Below are 21,071 nucleotides of genomic sequence, written 5' to 3'. Positions count from 1 at the left end.
ATATCTCTGTGGGAGGCTTTTTCAACATTAGTGTGATTTCCAACTAGGTTGATAGTTATTAAATTGTAGCTTATACGGTTGTTTGCCAATAACAAATCTAAAAATATAAAATTCTCTTAACATCATGCCAACACCAATACATATTCCGATAATCATTAACAAGGAAACCGCTAAGAAGACGACCGTGTTATCTTCAAAGATATTGGTATAAGCAAATAGTGAATCTAAGATAATTGGATGTAATAAATAGATGAAAAACGAAAATGCGCTTATCATTTGAACCGTGTTTAATAGCATCGTTTTAAAATGCGCACAAATGCCAATAAGCACAAAGAACATAATACTATTGTATAACGTAAGTGAATAAGTGAAGCTTGTTACATTCCAATAATCATCACCTGAAAGTGCTATAAATAATACATATGAACCTAAAGCTAACATAATCATGATAACGAGATATTTTTCTAAGAATGATAGGACACGTTGATAGTTATATCCTATGAAACCACCTAAAAAGAAATAAAAAATCCATCCTAATATCATCGTATTTTCACTTAAAGGATAGTAATGTTTTACAAATGTATGGAAAGCATCACTATGATTAAAGTAGTATAAAAATGTTTGTTGTACTACAAATGCTAATACTAATAATATCTTACTGTTAAACAGTTTATAATTAATTTTATAAATTAAGTAAGATAATATGAAGAATTGCATGATGATAATGATGAAATAACCGTACCATTGCCCTAATATTACATTTTCAAAAAATTGCTTTTTGAAAGAAGAAGCAGTCAATAATGATTCACTATAACTATAGAATAATCCCACTAATAAATATGGAATAAAGATATATTTGAACCGAGAAATCAAATATTGTACGCTTACAGATTTATAATTTAATGTTGTTAGCAACTGTGATAATACAATAAAACTTGGAGTTCCAAAGATAACTATATTCCGAATATAATATTGTAGAACAAGAGAACTCCCTGACAAATGTTCATGTTCTAGTGTGATTTGAGTTAATAAGTGTGTCACTATAATAATGATGCAAATAAAAGTACGTAAATATACTAATTCAAGTCTATTTTTATTCATGGAAACCGTCCCATTTCTTAATTAAAGTTTCGAATGCGTCGTTACTTACTAAAATACGTGGAATTTTATAATTATTATCATGAGGAGTGACTGCTTGCTCCTTCAATGTAAATCCGTATTTCATACCTGCATCTTTAGAAGCTTGAATTTTACTATTATTGATTAGACCGTAGGGGTAAGCAATGGCATGTTGTGTTTTACCAAACTTCGATTTTAGTTCATCTTCACTTACTTCAATGTCTTTAATAGCAGACACATTAGACGCCTCTAGAAATTTAGATTTATTTCCTTTCTTAAGAGAATGTAAATCATTCGTGTGTGTTTCAAAGTCCCAAAGTCCTGAACGATACATTTTTGATAATTGAGGCTGCGTGATCATATCCAAATTATGAAAATTCTTCTCTCCAACGTGTCCTGTAATCACGAAGCCAGTTGCAGGAATTTTATATTTTTTTAGTACTGGATAAGCATTTTGATAAATTGTCTTATCCATATCATCGAAATTTATCCATACGCTACGTTTTGGAAACTTCCCTTTCTGTTTATACTTCAAAAACTCTTTCAAAGTAAGAAACTTTGCATCATGTTTCTTAAGCCACTTGATTTGTGATTCAAATTCTTTATCTGTCACACTATAATTTTTAATTTCCTTACTACTAGAGAAAATCGTAATAAAGTCATTTAACGGGTCATTTTTTCTCACTCTGTGATAGTTTAACGCTAAAGCGCTATTCTTCTTATACTTTAACTTCTTGTGGTCTTCATCGGCTTGTGCATAATGATGAAAGCTAGGTGTTACATTCGTCATTACTAACATCACTACTAAGCTAATGAAGATGAATTTGAAAGGTTTCATACTTCACGACCTTTCTTAATTTTTTGGAAAATCAAACTAAATGTGAAGAATAGGAAAATGATAATTGAAAATAATCCCATTAATTCAAAGATCTTATAAATTTCAATATTCTCCACGTTAAGAGCGATACGTATTGTTATCACACTTTCCACTTGAGAATTGATTAGCGTTCCGATATATACAATCATAACGACTACGCAATAAATCCAAAATGCACAAGATATCGCAATGAATAAGCTCTCCCTAACTATATTCAACGACGATTTTACCGTTGGATATTTCCTCTGTCTGGGCTTGACCATGTAGCATAGCCACCTTTCTTTCTTTTTAATGCTTTAGGAAATGCGAAAATGACAACGGCGGCATTGATAATCCAATAGATTGTCGGATACCAACTCACAAATATTAAACCAGCGATATTTTTCTTTTCGTAGCGACTGTCTATAAACAAAGCAACTGTAAATTGAATAATATTGATAAAGGTCATCGTAAATGATGATAGGAAAAATATTGAAAAACTATACTTCAAATATGTGTAATCTAAGAAGTTTGCTGTCATTAATAGAAATGCTAAGTACAGCAAAATCATATAAACCCAAATAATTGAAACTATTTGTTCAAACATGAGGATATAGAGCGATAATTTTTTAGATTTCATTGTTGCCCAAAAATCTCTTAATAGAACTTCATGTCCACCTTGAGCCCATCGCAAACGTTGTTTCCATAGCCCCCCAACCGTTTCAGGTACTAACATCCAACACATGGCACGTGGTTCATAATTAATACGAAAATCTGCAAGATGCAGTTTCCACGAAACAGCAATATCCTCAGTAATCATATCAGTATCCCAATAACCAACTTCTTTAAGTGCACTTTTTTTAAATAATGTAAACACTCCAGAAATAGTATTAATGGCACCAGCAAGTGATTGACTACGTTTGATACATCCAATTAAGCTTGCGTATTCTATCGTCTGAATTTTCCCCAATATAGAACTTTTATTACGTATACGTGGATTACCTGTAACAGCACCTAGTTTAGGATCTTGTTTAAAGTTATCCATCATATAATATGGCGCATCTTGATTAACGATTGTGTCTGCATCCAAACACATGACGTAATCATATGAAGAATGTTTGACGCCTTCGTTTAAAGCGTTAGCTTTTCCTCTATTTACCTGTAAATCAACAAATTTAAAGTCGTGATGTTGCTTCATCTCATAAATAATTTCAGCGGTATTATCTGAACTACCATCATTTATGATGATGATTTCTTTTTTTGGATAGTTGAGAGCCAACACATTTGAGAGTGTATCTCTAACAGTTTCGCTCTCGTTGTAACAGGCCAGCAAGAAAGAGATACCTTCAATCTGGTCCTTGTTTTTAGAGATTACTTTCTTCTTACTAAAAGGAAATTCTTTAGTGAAAAAGTAATAAAACGCCCCAACAATCCAGTAAATGGACATAAAAATGGGGTAAAAAAGTAAAAAGTTAAAAAATTGCAACTTATCTACCTACCTTTCGTTAGTTAGGCTGTATCGCATATACTAATCGAAAGTGTTTCAATTTGCAATAGAATGTTGTTATACTTGAACAGTAATATTTGTAATTTTAACTTAATTTTCCTGTAATATAACGAATTTAAATTAAATAAGGGGGAGATTTTAGAATTGAAGAATAAGATTATTGATAATGCAATAACCTTATTTTCTGAAAAGGGGTATTACGGTACTACACTTGATGATATCGCTAAAAGTGTAAACATCAAGAAAGCGAGTTTATACTATCATTATGACAACAAAGAAGAAATTTACCGTAAAAGCGTAGAAAACTGTTTTAATTACTTTAAAACTTTCATTCTTGAGAGCAACAACGATTCTAACTACTCTATAGATGGGCTTTACCAGTTTTTATTTGAATTTATATTTGATATTGATGAAAGGTATATCAGGTTATACGTCCAATTATCCAGTGCACCAGAAGAGTTATCTTCAGAGATCCATAATCATCTCTTAGGAGTTAATGAAGTGCTAGATAGTGAAATTATAAAATATTATGATTCCTCCAATATATCTATGGGTAAAGAAGATTTTCAAAATTTGATACTCCTTTTTTTAGAGAGTTGGTATCTGAGAGCGTCCTTTTCACAAAGATTCGGGGTTACTGAAGAAAATAAGAATTGCTATAAAGACCAAGTATATTCTTTATTAAATGTGTTTATAAAAAAATAATTTTGGTAACTAGTATGTAATAAATCTCTTATTTTTATAAGGAATTGCATTGCATATTTTTTTGAAACCAAAAAATAGTTGACAATATATATAAAAATTGAGACTCTAAAGTTATAGCTAATAAAATTCGAATTTTATACAATTACTTGGAGATTTGAATAATTCAAATTTAATAAGAGTTGTTCATAAGTGTGATTTTAGTATTTCAAAATTTGATCGTGAACCTAGTTATAGTTAAGTTAAAATTATAGAGGCTTAATTAAGATTGTTAAATTCATATATAATCGAAAACAGCCTATAAACATGAGTCATAGACATTTAGTTAATAAAATTTATAATATATTTGAGCATCTACAATCGTCATTGTGGGTGCTCTTTTTTTTTAATTTTTAAAAATAAAAGTTAATTAAGCAATTTAATTACAAGTCAATGATGTAAAAATATGGTAAAAATTATGTAACATAAATGAAATAATTAAAAATCTGTGATAACGTAGAATATGTAAAATTCAAAATTTCTGAAAGGGGTTACAGTTTAATGAAGAAAGTCACTTTATTAAGTAGTGCAGTATTAGCAGGTACGATTGCTTTATCAGGCGTAACAGGAGTAGCAAATGCGAGCGACTATCATCATGGCAACTTCGCTACTTATAAGGAAAAAGTTGAATCACTAAAAAAATTAAAAAAAGATGGAGCTATTAGTAATAAAGAATATAAAGGTAAAATGGAAGCTTTAAAAGAGTTTGATAAACAAGGACGTACGAATATGGGATCTAGACCATATGGTGGTATGCCTCCTAAAGGTATGACTAGTGAGCAATACAGTGAATTAGAATATAATGTTGGTAATGCTAATGAGATGCCTAACTCAGTATTTAACAAGAGAATCGATCGTGAAACACAAAAAATTGCAGATAAATACAAAACAACGATTTATGCACCTCAAAAGACGTTCAAACCTCATACTCAACAAACTAAACAAGGGGACCGTCCATACGGTGGTGTAGCACCTAAAGGAATGACAAGCGCTCAATATGCAGAATTAGAGAAAAAAGTAGGAAATGCATCACAAATGTCTAAAAAAGCATTTGCGAAAAAAGTAGACCAAGAAACACAAAAAATTGCAGATAAATACAAAACAACGATTTATGCACCTCAAAAGACGTTCAAACCACATAAATAAATAATCACAAAAGTAAACAATGTGATTTAATTAAGTAAGCCATAGTGTGTAACATTTAGATAAGGACCATGAAGATAATTTTCAAAATTATGTTTCTGACCCAATTCTAAAAACATGCTATGGCTTTTTATATAATAGAAAACTAATCTTAAAATATATACCATATAATAGAAGAAACACGTTCAATTTGGTTTTGCAAAATCAAATTGCAAACAAAAAAGGGCAGGTTCTTGTAATAAGAACTTGCCCTTTAATAAAGTAGCGGAGGGAGAAGGATTTGAACCAACGCGAGCTAAAAGCTCCTACCAATCACGAATGATTGGCCTCTTAAGCCAGACTTGAGTATCCCTCCAAAATCAGAACATTAACTATTATAAAACGCTCATATTCTTTTGTAAAGAGAAAATGTTATTTTCTTTAAATTTATGTAAATACCAATTTCATACACTCATTAATTCCATTGTTTAAATACCTTAACTAGACCAATAATTAAATAGTAAATAAGATCTATAATAATATCCACGAACCACCAAAACCATTCAAATTTTCGTTTTTTCTTTTTCTCTGTGGGTGTTGAACTCATTATTCTCCTCCTATTTTAATACTGAAATAAACATAACAGTTACAGTGTGATTTTTCAAAAGTCGTCGTTAATATTTATTTCAATAGGGAAGATAAATATATAATTGGAATGTGCTGTCACAAAATCGACAAAAATTATGAATATGCATTTCAATTTATCTATATTAAAAAGTATTTTAATTAATCATTTTACAATTGGCTTAATACCACGTTATCTAAAATTGTCTTAATTTTATTATAATGAAAACAAAATGAAAGCTTATGATACTTGAGTTTAAACTCAAAAATTAATTTCTAAATACCTCTTCACAAGTACCATAATTTTTTATAGTATATCACTCATGTTGATTTTTTGAGAAAAAATAATAAGGGAGGAAGCAAAAATGAGAGAAAACAAAATGATGTTCTTCATATTCATGTTAGGAACTTTCACAGTAGGTATGGCAGAATATGTAGTGACCGGTTTGTTAACACAAATTGCTGACGACATGAAAGTCTCTATTTCAAGCGCTGGCTTACTAATAAGTGTCTATGCAATTAGTGTAGCTGTGATTGGTCCATTCATGAGAATATTCACTTTAAAAGTGCATGGACATCGATTATTGCCTATTCTAGTGGCTATATTCATTGTCAGTAATTTAGTGGGTATGTTAGCTCCTAATTTTAATATACTGCTATTATCTAGATTGATGTCAGCAGCAATGCACGCGCCATTCTTTGGTGTATGTATGAGTGTAGCGGCTGCGGTTGCTCCTCCCGCTAAGAAACCACAAGCAATTGCCTTAGTTCAAGCTGGGTTAACTATCGCGGTAATGATTGGTGTGCCGTTTGGTTCATTTCTTGGTGGATTCGCAAATTGGAGAACAGTATTTGGTGTAATGATCCTATTAGCTATCATTACAATGTTAGGTATGATTAAATTTGTTCCAAAAGTATCATTAAGTGCAGAAGCCAATATTGCTAAAGAATTAAAAGTATTTAAAAATCCACATATCCTTATAGTTATTTCTATCATTGTATTTGGATATAGTGGCGTATTTACAACTTATACTTTTATGGAACCAATGATTAGAGATTTCTCACCTTATAAAGTGGTAGGCCTTACAGTGTGTCTATTTATGTTTGGTCTTGGTGGCGTTATCGGTAATTTAGTTACTGGAAGTATTCCAGAACATAAATTAACTAAAAATCTCTATCTTACGTTTTTATTATTATTCATCACAATTATTTTATTTGTTACTGTTGTGCATAACGCAGTTTTAGCGTTAATTGTATGTTTCATGTTTGGTTTTGGAACTTTTGGTACGACACCATTACTCAATAGTAAAATTATATTAAGTGCTCATGAAGCGCCACTACTTGCAAGTACATTGGCTGCATCAGTATTCAATGTAGCGAATTTCTTAGGCGCAATCATTGGTTCGATTCTATTATCTATAGGTTTACCATATATTCAAATTACATTTATTTCAGGTGGTATCATTATTCTAGGTATCATTCTTAACTTTCTTAATAATATTTATGAAAAGAAACACATTACATTCAATGATTAATTAAAAAATGCCTGTTCGCTATCCTTAGCGAGCAGGCATAATTGATTTAATATAAATAAACTCACATCATAAATCACTCTTTACTTATGATCTCTCCAAAATTTCGTATAATCTTTTTTCTCTTCCATATTTAGTTTAATCATGTCACCGATTAAATCATAATCAATCTCTTGGTTCCATTTGATTCTAAATAAATTTTCAGTTTGTGTGTAACCAGCGTTAGTTACACGTTGCTTAAATTGTTTCAAACAAGCTGCTTCAGGCATAATTGAGAAATGTTGTTTGGCTTTGCTGAAGGCAATTATAAACGTTTCGTTGTACGTGTACATTGGTTGATTCCATTTCACTACTGGTGTTAAATCTGAATATTGTGTTTCAATCCATTCAAATAAGTGTCTCAATTTTTCACGATGCGCTTCATTCTCGATGTCATTTATAAAAAGGTTAAATTCTGACATAACTTGCACCTCTCATTTTACGACTTTGAAATTTACAACTTTAGGTATATGACTTAAGTCGTTAGTTGATAAGTAATTGATTAATAGTTGTGCGCCTTCAATTTGGATGTCTTTAATGATTGGTTTATTTTCATACATATTATAATTACCACCACCAACAGCACGATAATTATTGACGCAAATAGTGTAGCTTTTATGTTCATCTAAAGGCTTCCCATTCACAAATAAATCACTCACTCGTTCTCCTAGAGCACGACCTACATGAATCGTATAATCTATTCCCGCAAAGATATCATAATTAAAATGTTGAGGTTTTGGCTCAAGGAAGTCTGCGCTCACACTTATTTCCTCATCATGTAAATCGAAATAAGCAGCTGACCGTTCAATAGCTAATTTAATATCACGACCTGTAAGTTCGATTACTTTAAATGTGTTAGGAAATGGATAGTTGTTGATGATATCACGCATAGTCACATCTTTATCGAAGCCTTTAGCAGAATCGAAAAGGGCAGTACAGGTAATATCAGCGCCACTACTTTCAAGTAAAATGTAGTTTAGTAAATTAATAAACGGATGAGGCTTAACTCTAGCATCAAAAGCATTCTCAACTCGCATTGAAGTAGGTAAAGTTGCAACTTTCTTATCTAGCCAATCTTCTAAATGAACTCTTAAATTTTGATCTTGTTGATTTATTTCAAAACTTGAACAATCCTCGACATCTAATAAGTGACAATTCTCTATTTGAACGTCATTGTCATGTTCAATATTTAAGACGATTTTTCCAACTTTAGTCCCTCTTGTACCAGGCTGTATGACGGCAGTTTGATTGTAAATGGTAGCAATATCACGATGTTGATGACCAGTAATTAATACATCAATGTCATCACTGAATAAACGCAAAATTTCAGAAGCTTCATTTTCTCCAGTCAGAGCTTCCGTAGGCTCACCAGTTTCTAAATCACGTTCAAACCCACCATGATAACTTACGACTACTACATCACTTTGTTTTCGCAATTCAGGTAATTGGGAAGAAAGAGTTTCAACAGCACTTTGAAATGTCAAAGTTTCAATGTATTCAGGCTGTTCCCAATGTGGAATAAACTGCGTTGTTAAGCCAATTACACCTATAGTTAACCCCTGACTTTTTATGTAAGTGATACCTTGCCCTGTAAACGGTTCTCCATTTTCTAAAATATTCGCACATAGCATAGGATAATCAAGCTGATGTATGGTTTGTTTAAGATACTTTAGACCGTAATTAAACTCATGATTTCCAATTGTACCGAAATTAAAATTTAAACGATTATAAATATCGGTTAATGGACGACTAGTAGCTAATTCAGAAACTAAATAGTTACACAAAGGGGAACCTTGTAAAAAATCGCCGTTATCTATTTTTATACTGCCGTCATAGTGAGAGCAGTCTTGTTCAATGATATGATTAGCTTTTAATAATCCCATGGGTAATTCAACATCACGATGTGAGAAGTCAGTTGGAAAGATAAATCCATGCACATCACTTACAACATAAAATGCTAATTGAGTCATCCACCTAGAACCTCCTTTGATAAAGAAAAGGTTGGGACTTTAAAAGTTTAAGCTTTGGGAAACTAATTTATGATGTCCCAAAGCGGGATTTTAGCAGTAAAACTTATGGTTCTGCTTCAATCCTAAAACTTTCGTCCCGACCTCTTTTTAAATATTATATCTATAGTGTTAATGAATGTCTGTAGTTGTAACTACTTTTTTACCTTGTTTGAGTCGAATATGAGCACCATTAATATCTTCAGAAACTTTAGCAGTAAGTGTTAATGTTGCTTCTCCATTACTATCCGTTTTAACAGTTTGATCTTTACTATAGCCTGGTTGACTAAATTGGGACCCATCTGATGAGAAGCTACCGATTTGTTTACCTCCATCTTTATAAATACCAACTGTTAAATTATTAATTGTACTATTTGCATCATAACCTTTAAGTTTTACTGTTACTTTAAATGGATGGTTGGGCTGAATACTTTGAGGTAGGTTGAATTCAGCGTTACCAGTTTGGTCATGATGTGAGTTGCTATTGTCATTAGAGCTACTTTCATCATTATTATCAGAACCACTTTGCGAACTACCGTAACTACCAGGTTTAAAAGTTGAACGGTCATACCATTTATAGCCTTTTTCTGGCTGTGACCAAGGTTCATGTTGAGGTTCAGTGGAATTTTCAGGTTTTTCAAAGTTTAATAATGGGGTTTTATTATCAATTTTGACACCTGTATCCTTCATTGATTCATGGCTATCTGATTTTCCTAACCAAGTTGTGAGATTTTTTAAAAGTGTTCCATTATCCTGTTCTTTAAAGCCATCATATGTTTTTTTCGATTTGCCATTATCTTCACGTTGATATTTAGGAGAACTGTCTTCTACAAGTGAAGTATCTCCAATAAATGCAGCTTTACCTTTACCAACTTTTGAAATAGCTATGTAAGGTCCTTCTTTAGTACCGCCACCACTATAAATACCTTGGTCTACGGCGTGAGACCATTTTTGTTTATTAGATAAGTTTTCAGGCATATATACGATACCTTTAGCTTTATCAGGATCAGTAATAGCTAGAGTTGAACCAGAATGCATAGATACTGATTTCACATCTTTAGTAATTCCAAAGCTCTCTTTACTAGATACAATATTCTGAGTATTTAAATCGCCTAATGCATTGTATCTAAAGCGAACGCCGAATTGATTAGAAAGCCAATCTGAGCTTTTCACACCTTGCATTGCTTTAGAGTTTTTCTCTCCACTATTCATATCTTTTGTCATATCTTGGTAAGCACCACGACGATATCCATTCATAGATTCGGATGAATCGATTCTATTTAAATTTCTATCTGCATTGTAGTGGTCTGAAATAAATATGACACTACCCCCACGTTTTACAAAGTTAACAATAGCTTGTTGTTCTTTCTCTTTAAATGGATTATTAGCTTCCGGAATTACTAAAATATGAGCATTTTTAAGTGTTTCATTACTAATATTTGCTTCTCCATCTAATTCTTTAACGTTATATCCTTTGTTCTTCATAGAATCTGCATAATCTGAAAATGCACCGTCAGTTACCCAGTCAGCGGCACCAGCTGTTTGTGCATGAGAGTTATCGAAAAGCACGGTTTGGTCAGATTGTCCCGAACTTGAAGATGTAGATTGTGTCGTTGCATGAGCTGATTGAATCGTAGTTACAGAAATGGCAGTAGCTAAAACAGTTGAACTTAACACTTTAAATAATTTCATCTCTTTATTTACTCCTCATTAAAAATGTATACCTTTCAAAATTATAGTATAAAAATTGGAGGGTAAGTAGAGACTTAACGATATTTTTACAAAGCCTTAGTAATTAATATAAAGTTTTTATAAATTTAATTAAAATTAAATACTCATTACTTATTAGATGTGCTAATCTATAAATATGGTTTCTAAAATATACATATTACACTAACTTATATTGTGAAGGGGACAGTTATGAGAATGAAGAATTTGAAGTTTTTAGTTGTACTTGTATTATCGGTAGTTATCTTTGCGGCAGCGTGTGGGAACTCTAGTTCATTAGATAACAATAAGAAAAGTTCAGATAGTGGATCAGATTCTGGTTCAAGTTCGGGAGATTATAAACCTAAAGAATTAACTGTACAGTTCGTACCATCTCAAAATGCAGATAAACTCGAAGCGAAAGCCAAGCCTTTAGAAAAGTTATTATCTGATAAATTAGGTATTCCTGTAAAAGTATCAGTATCAACGAATTACAACACAATTGTTGAGGCAATGAAGTCTAAAAAAGTAGACGTTGGTTTCTTACCACCAACTGCTTATACTTTAGCTCATGATCAAAAAGCAGCAGACTTATTACTTCAAGCACAACGTTACGGTGTTAATAAAGACGGTTCATCTAATAAAAAATTAGTGGATGATTACAAATCTGAAATCTTAGTTAAGAAAAACTCAGGAATTAAAAGCTTAAAAGATTTAAAAGGCAAGAAAATCGCACTACAAGATGTAACTTCTACAGCTGGGTACACATTCCCATTAGCTACACTTAAAAAAGAAACAGGTATCAATGCTACAAAAGATATGAAGATTGTAAATGTTAAAGGTCACGATCAAGCTGTTATTTCTTTATTAAATGGTGACGTTGATGCAGCTGCAGTATTCCAAGATGCACGTACTATAGTTAAAAAAGACCAACCAAATGTCTTTAAAGATACTAAGATTTTAAAACTAACTGAATCTATTCCTAACGATACAATTTCAGTACGTCCGGATATGGATAAAAAATTCCAAGAGAAACTTAAAAAAGCATTTAAAGACATCGCTAAATCTAAAAAAGGTCACAAAATCATTAGTGAAGTATATTCACACGAAGGATACACAGATACAAAGGATTCTAACTTCGATATCGTAAGAAAATATGAAAAAGAAGTTCAAGACATGAAGTAATCAACCATACGATAAATTGAATAGAGTCAAAAAATAGAAAAGCTAGGAGACTGAATGAAAGATGATGATATCAACTATTCAGCTTCTTAGCTTTTCTTTATAAAAGAAGGGTGTTTGTTATGAGTCAAATTGAATTCAAGGATGTTAATAAAGTATATCCTAACGGGCACGTGGGGTTAAAAAATATTAATTTAAACATTGAAAAGGGTGATTTTGCAGTTATTGTTGGTTTATCAGGTGCAGGGAAATCGACTTTGCTACGATCTGTCAATCGCCTACATGATATTTCTTCAGGTGATATTACAATTGATGGACAATCCATTACGAAAGCGCGTGGCAAACAGTTATTAGAAATGAGACGTAACATTGGAATGATTTTCCAACATTTCAATCTCGTAAAACGTTCAACCGTACTAAGAAACGTACTAAGTGGCAGAGTGGGATATCATCCAACTTGGAAGATGGTACTCGGTTTATTCCCTAAAGAAGATAAAATCAAAGCAATTAACGCCTTAGAGCGAGTGAACATTTTAGATAAGTACGATCAACGCTCAGATCAACTCTCAGGTGGACAGCAACAACGTATATCAATCGCGCGAGCATTGTGCCAAGAATCAGCAATCATTCTTGCGGATGAGCCTGTTGCATCGTTAGACCCCTTAACAACAAAACAAGTTATGGATGATTTAAAGAAAATTAATGAAGAATTAGGAATTACAATCTTAATCAATTTACACTTTGTAGATTTAGCAAAGGAATATGGATCTAGAATCATAGGTCTTAGAGCTGGAGAACTTGTCTATGATGGACCAGCAAGTGAAGCGGATGATGATGTTTTCAATCATATTTATGGTCGATCAATTAATGAAGATGAAAAGTTAGGGGTGGAGTAAAATGGCAACACCTACATCATCAACGAGTAAATATGATCAATATTTAAATAAAAAGATGTCAATTAAAACAAGCTTTACAATTATTCTTATAGCGGCTCTCATCATATGGAGCTTTATTTATACAGGTTTTAGTATTGGAGATTTAATGATAGGTATTCCACAAATTGGTGCATTCTTTGGACAGATGGTACCACCAGATTGGAGTTACTTAGATCAAATTACGAAACCAATGTTAGATACAATTCGTATGGCAATTGTAGGCACATTCTTAGGGAGTATTGTATCAATACCTGTAGCTCTTTTATGTGCAAGCAACATCGTTCAAACTAAATGGATTGCTATTCCAGCACGATTTATTCTCAATATTGTACGTACAATTCCAGACTTACTTTTAGCAGCAGTGTTTGTTGCGGTATTTGGTATTGGTCAAATTCCTGGTGTTTTAGCATTATTCATATTAACTATCTGTATCATCGGAAAGTTACTATATGAATCATTAGAAACAATTGAACCAGGACCTATGGAAGCTATGACGGCTGTAGGAGCAAATAAAGTTAAATGGATTGTCTTTGGTGTTGTTCCTCAAGCAATTTCTTCATTCATGTCATATGTTTTATTCGCTTTTGAAATTAATATTCGTGCATCGGCAGTTTTAGGACTTGTAGGTGCAGGGGGTATTGGATTATTTTACGATCAAACTCTAGGTTTATTCCAATACAAGAAAACGGCAATGATTATTTTATTTACTCTCCTCATCGTTGTCATTATTGATTTTGTAAGTTCGAAAGTGAGGGAAAAATTAGCATGAATGAACAAAAATACAAACTCAATTCAAAGAGATATCGTGAGAGAATTATAAAAAATTGGATTATTGCAGTTATTGTAGCAGCGATTATTATTTGGGCATTTGCAGGTATGCCAGCTTTAGAATTAAAAAGTAAATCGATTGAAATATTGAAGTCCATATTCAAAGGCTTATTTCATCCAGATCTAGGCTACATATATATTCCTGCCGGTGAAGACTTACTTAGAGGACTATTAGAAACATTTGCAATTGCAGTAATAGGGACATTCATTGCCTCTATTATATGTATTCCATTTGCTTTCTTAGGTGCAAGAAATATGGTGAAGTTAAGACCAGTAACTGGCATAAGTAAATTTATCTTAAGTATTATTCGTGTATTTCCAGAAATTGTAATGGCACTTATCTTTATCAAAGCCGTAGGACCAGGTTCATTCTCTGGAGTACTTGCATTAGGTATTCACTCCGTTGGAATGTTAGGAAAACTTTTTGTTGAAGATATTGAAAGTTTAGATTTTAGTGCTGTTGAATCATTAAAAGCTAGTGGTGCTAATAAAACTAAAACATTAATATTTGCAGTGATACCACAAATATTACCTTCATTTATATCATTAATTCTTTATCGATTTGAACTAAATCTACGTTCTGCCTCTATTCTAGGTCTAATAGGTGCAGGAGGTATTGGTACGCCGTTAATCTTTGCACTCCAAACACGTTCATGGGATCGTGTGGGGATCATCTTAATAGGATTGGTGATTATGGTTGCGATTGTCGACCTAATTTCCGGTGCTATCCGTAAGCGTATTGTTTAGTCATTTTATCTGAAAATAAGTATGCCTACCGTATAAAAAGTTATGAATCATAAAGATTTATAATAAGACGTCAGGTATACTTATTTTTTTAAAGAAAAAGAGTTTTACGAGCGTAAGCACATGAGTTGAGTGAGAATGACACGCATGTTAATATGCATGTGCATATAAAATTCGAGGAAGGAGCTTTTAATGATGAGTGTACTAGTAATTGGTTCAAATGGTGCAGTGGGCAGAAAAGTTATTTCGCAATTAAAAGACACTGAACATTCCTCTGTAGCACTTGTACGTAAAGAGGAACAAGTAAGTGATTTAAAAGAACTAGGTGCAGATAAAGTCGTTGTCCAAGATTTAGAGGAAGATTTTTCAAGTGCTTTTGAAGGCGTAGATAGTGTCATATTTACAGCAGGTTCAGGTGGTAGTACTGGTGCAGATAAAACTTTATTAGTAGATTTGTGGGGAGCTAAAAAAGCTGTGGACTACGCTACTAAACATCAAGTGAAGAAATTTGTTCATTTAAGTGCTACTGATAGTGTTGAACCTGATAAAGAAACTGATGTAATGAAACCATATGCTGTAGCTAAACATTTCTCAGATCTATATATTGAAAATTCAAATTTAAATTATACCATTGTCCACCCTGGTCCACTTCAAAATGAAGAAGGTACAGGTAAAATTGATGCTGAATTAGATATCGCAAGAGATCCTAATAGCTATACAATTCCTCGCGAAGACGTAGCAACTGTATTAATCGAAGCTCTTGATGCGTCAGCAGTTGAAGGTAAAGATATCTTCATTCAAACAGGTCAAACTGATATTAAGGATGCAATCAACAATATAAAATAAGTGATATATACTACCCGTTCAAAGTTCATAAAACATTTTGAACGGGTTTTTAATTTAAGGTTATTAGACTTATGTTGAATCATGGTAGTGGTTATTAAGTATTCGTGTCCTAACAACTCATGATATAATTATAGAAAGCTATTTAATAAAAATAGAATTATAAAATTATTGAATATATAAAGTTTAACCTATCTTTAAATGTGAAAGTAGGTTTGAGATCAACGATAGATAAAAGATTGTAATATTTATAGCGTATAAGTTATAGACTTAAGTTCCCAATTTACATTTTCCAAGAGCATCATAATAGAATTTACAACTAGAAGGTTTGGAGTACATTTAAATGAAACGTTTTTTAAAAATACATAAACATACTCTAAGAGAAAATACATTGATAAGTCTTATTTTTATAATGAGTTTATATAATAAATGGTTGCTACTTTTAGCGATTATTTTATCGGTTCTCTTGTTAAAAAGAGGAATACTTGGAGTGATCCAACTTATTTACCTCTATACTACAAGAAATTTAATGATTTCATTTTTCGATACGAGTGATAGCGCGTATGATCTTACATATGCGATTTACATTCTCATTTATGTTATAGGAATATTTTTCTTAATTAGACATATCAAACGTTGGGTGAGAAGCTATCTGATATTTACCTTTGCTCTAGCTTCAATCACTTTGATGCTAATTTATATCATAATGTCTTTGATTACATCTAATGATCCTCTTTATTCAATAACTAAACTCATTAATTACTTTATTCCATTAATCATTATTGTTACTTTAGTTTATCTTATCAAAGAAGTAGATGAACTTATTAAATGGCTAGCGAATCAAGTTGTAACATTCATTCTTTTTACATTAATACCTTTAGTGATGTCATTAATAAAAGTTCTTTCTCAAGAACAATCATTTAAAGGGTTCTTCAATGACTCAAATACGTTTGCAGTCTTTCTTATATTAGGTTTATTAACTCTCATTATTTCATCTATGAAATATCATAAATTTAACTTCTTCGTCATGTTTGTTATGATGTCGGGAATTTTTGAACTTTATGTAACTCATTCTAAGTTGGCATGGTTTGTATTTATAGTATGTTTATTTCTCTCTTTATTGCTTTTAATTTTGAAAAAGCGTTATAAATATTTAACGATTCCCTTAATAATTTCAATAATCATATTAAGTATCTTTCAACCGTCAATTCATTATTTAATTAAAAGCTTTGTGTTAAATGGTAACTCAGTTAAGAGTGTTTTAATGCCAAAGGATAATCAAATTAAAAATATCGAGAATGTGCTAGAAACACATATGCTTATGGGGAATGGATTTGGTATGTCATTGCACGGTTTGACTAAAAATAGTGATATAGTCGCAGGGAATATGGTTTTTGAACTTATGATGTTTACTGGGGTAATTGGTTTAACTTGTTATGTGATATATGTATTAAAAGTTATGCTTTTAGCCACATATATGTTTAAACTCACGTTTGTGCTCTTTATAGCAACCTTACTGACTAATACCATAGAAATCGTAATGTTTAACGCAATAAATATCGGTGCTCTTTGTTACATTCTTTGGGGGATTTATCTCAAGGATGGTTTACATAAGGATAGTAAGAATAAAATGGTTAAAAAATCTTTAGAGGTTGATAAAAGAAATATATAATCAAGGTTGTCCTATATACATTTATTTATTAATTTGAAATTTAAATAAATGTATATGTCTTTAGATAAATTGCCAATAATCTAATGAAAAACAATAAAGTCGGCTTGAATCCCTATGTATCAAGTCGGCTTATTATATACATTTTTATGTATATTAATACATCAAGCTAAACTTATTTTATAGCTGAAAACGATTTAAATCCTAATTGATTTACCTATAAAATTAATATAACGCTTTCATAAAAAGAATTTAATTTCAATAGTTATGAGGTAAAATTTTTGTTTATTTTTCGAAAAAACATGCTTATCTAAGCGTCTCATTACACCTAAAGTGTATAAAGATACCGTAACGATATTTTTAAAATTTAGTTATATAAATATTGTGTTAAATTGGTTGCTTTTTACATATAGCGGGTTATATACTTAAGAAAATGAATATTTATGGTATGAATAACTATTTTTTACAAATTTTTAGGGATAAGTGAGAGGTCGATTATGTCAAAAAAAGAAAGAGATTTTAACAAGAGTCTTGGCCAAGAAAAAGCCCGGGTCAAACTCTATAAGTCCGGTAAAAACTGGGTTAAAGCGAGTATTAGTGAATTTGAATTATTAAGAACAATGGGAGTGCCTTTTTTAAGTAAAAATATTAAAAAAGAAAGCCAAACTAAAGATAATAAAGGTAGTAGATTCAAGAAGAATGCTGCTAAGACAACGGCCCTAGTCGGCGGAGCGTTCACATTCAACATGCTTCAAGATCATCATGCGTTAGCTGCTTCTGAGACGCCAATGACTTCAGAAATTTCATCTAATAGCGGAACAGTTGCCAATCAAAACTCTACTACTATAAGAAATTCGCAAGCAAAGGTAACGAATAACACAACGTCAAATTCCACGCAGCAAAGTAGTGAAATCAAAAATTCTACTACTAAAACATCATCATCAGAAGTGATAAATAAAAACGAATCTAGTAGCGAAAAAGCTGTAGAAAACAATCAAAATAGTGAAAGCATAAAAAAAGAAGCTAGTGAAAGTACGAATAAAGCACAAAATAGCGAACAATCTAAATCATCTTCAGAAAAATCTTCTATAAGTAAATCAACTGTTTCAAATACATCATCCACGAATAATGACAAAAATTCCCAACAACTTAAGAATACATCCACATCAGAAAAAAACTTCTCAGGAATCTCAACAATTAAAATCAACATCAGAAAGTTCAAATAATAAAAAAGAGGGTCAATCTACACTCACTCAACATAGCCAAACAGCAACTCAAAAAGATACTAGTAATAACCAAGCAAGCACTCATACTTCAGAAAAGCCGACTATTAATAAGAACTCTCAATCAGCAAGTGAATCAACGGCCTCTAAAGTAAGTAACTTGCGAACATTCAGTCGAATGAGTGTCTTTAAAACATTGGCAGCTACACCAGCTGCTTCTACAACAACTACTGCGTCAAGCGTATCTTCAAATTCAGTAGTAGTAACTAAAGATAACTTTAACGATCATATGAATGTTTCAGGTTCAGCGACTTTTGATAAAAATACAGGTATTGTCACATTAACGCCAGATGTGAATAATGTGAAAGGTGCCATTAGTTTAAATACACGGTTAGATTCAAATCGTAGTTTTCGTTTTACTGGTAAGGTCAACCTTGGTAGTAGATATGAAGGACATAATGAAGGAACAGGTGATACTGCTATCGTTGGGGGAGACGGTATAGGTTTTGCCTTTTCTCCTGGTAACCTAGGTGAGATTGGTAAAGAAGGTGCAGCTGTAGGAATAGGTGGATTAAAAAATGCATTTGGTTTCAAATTGGATACTTACCATAATACTTCACAACCTAAAGGGGATGCCAAAGCTAATAAAGATCCAGGTAGTATGATTGGGAAAGGTGCCTTCGGTGCGTTTGTCTCAACAGATCCAAATGGAGTTGCGACAACTGATGAAAATAGTGCATCTCCTTTAAAAGTGCAACCAACGGATAACTCTCTCCAAGATTTTGTGATTGATTATAATGGTGACACAAAAGTTATGACCATTACATATGCAGGTCAAACGTGGACTAAAAACATGTCCGACTGGATTAAAAGAAGTGGTTCTACGACGTTTTCTTTATCAATGACTGCGTCTACAGGTGGGGCTAGAAATCTTCAACAAGTTCAATTCGGTAAATTTGAATATACACAATCTGCTACGGCACAAGTAAGATACGTGGATGCTAAAACAGGTAAAGACATTATCCCTCCTAAAACATATGCTGGTGAAGTTGATGGCAGTGCGACTATTGATAAACAAATCGATGCAATGAAGAGTAAAGGATATAACTATTCTGGTGTGGATAGTACTGGCGCACCTAATTATACAGACAGTACAGGTACAGTTAAATTGACTAATGCCGGTCAAACTATCATTTACAAATTTAATGATGCACAAAAACCGACGATTAGTGTCAGTAATCCAACTATAGAAGTAGGGAAACCTACGTCACCAATTAGCGTTACAGTTACAGATAATAGTTCAGATCCGGTTAAAACAACTGTAACAGGATTGCCAGATGGATTATCATTTGATAGTACTACTAATACCATTACAGGTACACCTACTCATATAGGTACAACGACTGTACAAGTGCATTCTGAAGATTCAACTGGTAATGCTTCAGATAGCAGCTTTGTCATTACAGTTAAAGATTCTACTGGACCAACGATTACACAGATTAGTAATCAATCATCAGAAGTTTATAATCCAATCAATCCAATTACGATTAGTACAACAGATAATAGTGGGACTAAAGTAGTTAGCGAAGTATCAGGCTTGCCTGATGGTCTTACATTTGATTCGAATACGAATACGATTAGTGGCACGCCAAGTAAAATGGGTAGTTTTACCATAACTATTACTTCAAAGGATGAGACTGGAAATACATCAACGTCTACATTTAAGTATGATGTTACTAGAAATAGTACTAGTGATTCCATATCTACTTCTTCAAGTAAAAGCCTTTCAACATCAAAAAGCAATAGTATAGCTAATTCAGAAAGCGCTTCAACAAGTAAGGCGAATTCAGAGAGTGCATCAACAAGTAAGGTAAATTCAGAGAGCGCATCAACGAGTAAGTCGGATTCAGAAAGTGCGTCAACGAGTAAGTCGGATTCAGAAAGTGCATCAACAAGCACATCAGATTCTCAAAGCAAATCAACGTCGGAAAGTGAGTCAAATTCAATCAGTGAGAGTAAATCAAAAAGTACAAGTATTGCAGATTCGCAAAGTAAATCAGCAGCTGAAAGTACGTCAAAATCAATCAGTGAGAGTAATTCACAAAAAGCATCAGAGAGTACAAGTAAGTCAGCAAGCACTAGCGTATCAGATAGTGAATCGGCTAATACAAGTACATCAACAAGTGAAAGTTATTCTACATTTATAAGTGATTCAGACAGTACAAGTATAAGTGATTCAAACAGTACAAGTACATCAACAAGTGACTCAATATCTGATTCAGGCTCACTAAGTGAGAGTACTTCCCTAAGTAACTCAAGAAGTGCGAGTACTTCATTATCTGACAGTACTTCAGGATCAATAAGTGCATCAGAATCTGCTAGTACGTCATTATC

Annotated in this window: 19 protein-coding genes and 1 tRNA gene; 11 read left to right on the top strand and 9 right to left on the bottom strand. The window is 32.3% G+C overall.

Translation table 11 applies throughout. The annotated features are described in order from the left end of the window. Window positions 1-27 precede the first annotated feature (27 nt). Genes icaC through icaA form a run of 4 tightly spaced genes read right to left on the bottom strand, consistent with a single transcriptional unit; the run spans window position 28 to window position 3,461 of the window. A complete protein-coding gene (icaC, locus tag CM54_RS09050) occupies window positions 28-1,101 on the bottom strand; it encodes a polysaccharide intercellular adhesin biosynthesis/export protein IcaC (protein WP_002454230.1) in 1,074 nt (357 codons plus the stop codon). After that, on the bottom strand, window positions 1,094-1,957 hold the full coding sequence (gene icaB / locus CM54_RS09045) for an intercellular adhesin biosynthesis polysaccharide N-deacetylase (RefSeq protein WP_030058879.1): 864 nt from the start codon (window positions 1,955-1,957) through the stop codon (window positions 1,094-1,096). The genes icaC and icaB overlap by 8 nt, the downstream gene beginning before the upstream one ends. Continuing rightward, complete coding sequence (icaD, locus tag CM54_RS09040; RefSeq protein WP_023350944.1) at window positions 1,954-2,259, bottom strand: intracellular adhesion protein IcaD; 306 nt, start codon at window positions 2,257-2,259, stop codon at window positions 1,954-1,956. The genes icaB and icaD overlap by 4 nt, the downstream gene beginning before the upstream one ends. Next, window positions 2,223-3,461, bottom strand: a complete 1,239-nt coding sequence (gene icaA / locus CM54_RS09035; RefSeq protein WP_030058883.1) for a poly-beta-1,6 N-acetyl-D-glucosamine synthase IcaA — start codon at window positions 3,459-3,461, stop codon at window positions 2,223-2,225. Before icaA ends, icaD begins: the two co-directional genes overlap by 37 nt. A gap of 165 nt (window positions 3,462-3,626) precedes the next feature. Here icaA and CM54_RS09030 point away from each other — a divergent pair, with 165 nt between their 5' ends. Both CM54_RS09030 and CM54_RS09025 read left to right on the top strand, forming a co-directional pair. Next, window positions 3,627-4,187 (top strand): TetR family transcriptional regulator, encoded by a 561-nt coding sequence (locus CM54_RS09030; RefSeq protein WP_030058885.1) that lies wholly within the window; start codon window positions 3,627-3,629, stop codon window positions 4,185-4,187. 537 nt (window positions 4,188-4,724) lie between these two features. Then, the gene (locus CM54_RS09025) at window positions 4,725-5,369 is read left to right on the top strand and encodes a hypothetical protein (protein WP_030058887.1); all 645 of its coding nucleotides are present in this window, start codon (window positions 4,725-4,727) and stop codon (window positions 5,367-5,369) included. 262 nt (window positions 5,370-5,631) lie between these two features. On the opposite strand, the gene CM54_RS09020 is transcribed toward CM54_RS09025, so the two are convergent. Both CM54_RS09020 and CM54_RS13055 read right to left on the bottom strand, forming a co-directional pair. After that, a tRNA-Thr gene (locus CM54_RS09020) sits at window positions 5,632-5,721 on the bottom strand. A 99-nt stretch (window positions 5,722-5,820) separates the two neighbouring features. Then, window positions 5,821-5,952: a hypothetical protein gene (locus tag CM54_RS13055; protein ID WP_002435053.1), complete on the bottom strand. Its 132-nt coding sequence runs from the start codon at window positions 5,950-5,952 to the stop codon at window positions 5,821-5,823. Between the two features lie 382 nt (window positions 5,953-6,334). Here CM54_RS13055 and CM54_RS09015 point away from each other — a divergent pair, with 382 nt between their 5' ends. Further along, complete coding sequence (locus CM54_RS09015) at window positions 6,335-7,504, top strand: MFS transporter (protein WP_002434998.1); 1,170 nt, start codon at window positions 6,335-6,337, stop codon at window positions 7,502-7,504. An 80-nt stretch (window positions 7,505-7,584) separates the two neighbouring features. Here CM54_RS09015 and CM54_RS09010 read toward each other — a convergent pair whose 3' ends face one another. The 3 genes from CM54_RS09010 to CM54_RS09000 form a co-directional block, all read right to left on the bottom strand. After that, window positions 7,585-7,962, bottom strand: coding sequence for an iron chaperone (locus tag CM54_RS09010; RefSeq protein WP_037550702.1), 378 nt, complete (start codon window positions 7,960-7,962; stop codon window positions 7,585-7,587). A 12-nt stretch (window positions 7,963-7,974) separates the two neighbouring features. Then, the gene (locus tag CM54_RS09005) at window positions 7,975-9,510 is read right to left on the bottom strand and encodes a bifunctional metallophosphatase/5'-nucleotidase (RefSeq protein WP_030058891.1); all 1,536 of its coding nucleotides are present in this window, start codon (window positions 9,508-9,510) and stop codon (window positions 7,975-7,977) included. 168 nt (window positions 9,511-9,678) lie between these two features. Continuing rightward, window positions 9,679-11,238, bottom strand: a complete 1,560-nt coding sequence (locus tag CM54_RS09000; protein ID WP_030058893.1) for a Gldg family protein — start codon at window positions 11,236-11,238, stop codon at window positions 9,679-9,681. 234 nt (window positions 11,239-11,472) lie between these two features. On the opposite strand from CM54_RS09000, the gene CM54_RS08995 reads away from it, so the two are divergent. The 8 genes from CM54_RS08995 to CM54_RS12940 form a co-directional block, all read left to right on the top strand. Beyond that, complete coding sequence (locus tag CM54_RS08995; protein ID WP_030058895.1) at window positions 11,473-12,438, top strand: phosphate/phosphite/phosphonate ABC transporter substrate-binding protein; 966 nt, start codon at window positions 11,473-11,475, stop codon at window positions 12,436-12,438. A 119-nt stretch (window positions 12,439-12,557) separates the two neighbouring features. Next, window positions 12,558-13,331 carry a phosphonate ABC transporter ATP-binding protein gene (gene phnC, locus CM54_RS08990; RefSeq protein WP_030058897.1) on the top strand — a complete coding sequence of 258 codons (774 nt, stop codon included), beginning with the start codon at window positions 12,558-12,560 and terminating at the stop codon, window positions 13,329-13,331. A 1-nt stretch (window position 13,332) separates the two neighbouring features. Next, the gene (phnE, locus tag CM54_RS08985; protein ID WP_002435050.1) at window positions 13,333-14,139 is read left to right on the top strand and encodes a phosphonate ABC transporter, permease protein PhnE; all 807 of its coding nucleotides are present in this window, start codon (window positions 13,333-13,335) and stop codon (window positions 14,137-14,139) included. Then, on the top strand, window positions 14,136-14,945 hold the full coding sequence (gene phnE / locus CM54_RS08980; protein ID WP_002434989.1) for a phosphonate ABC transporter, permease protein PhnE: 810 nt from the start codon (window positions 14,136-14,138) through the stop codon (window positions 14,943-14,945). Before phnE (CM54_RS08985) ends, phnE (CM54_RS08980) begins: the two co-directional genes overlap by 4 nt. A gap of 192 nt (window positions 14,946-15,137) precedes the next feature. Further along, window positions 15,138-15,788: an SDR family oxidoreductase gene (locus CM54_RS08975; RefSeq protein WP_030058899.1), complete on the top strand. Its 651-nt coding sequence runs from the start codon at window positions 15,138-15,140 to the stop codon at window positions 15,786-15,788. 340 nt (window positions 15,789-16,128) lie between these two features. After that, window positions 16,129-17,457, top strand: coding sequence for a membrane protein (locus CM54_RS08970; RefSeq protein WP_030062705.1), 1,329 nt, complete (start codon window positions 16,129-16,131; stop codon window positions 17,455-17,457). 494 nt (window positions 17,458-17,951) lie between these two features. After that, window positions 17,952-18,680, top strand: coding sequence for a KxYKxGKxW signal peptide domain-containing protein (locus CM54_RS13095; protein WP_197018902.1), 729 nt, complete (start codon window positions 17,952-17,954; stop codon window positions 18,678-18,680). Further along, on the top strand, window positions 18,583-21,071 hold a 2,489-nt coding region (locus CM54_RS12940), incomplete at its 3' end, for a lectin-like domain-containing protein (RefSeq protein WP_331280361.1). The genes CM54_RS13095 and CM54_RS12940, both read left to right, overlap by 98 nt.

The sequence above is a fragment of the Staphylococcus sp. TE8 genome (assembly GCF_000692055.1).
Classification (GTDB): domain Bacteria; phylum Bacillota; class Bacilli; order Staphylococcales; family Staphylococcaceae; genus Staphylococcus; species Staphylococcus capitis.
The sequence above is the reverse complement of the archived record's forward strand: the minus strand, read 5'-3'. Positions and strand labels throughout refer to the sequence as shown.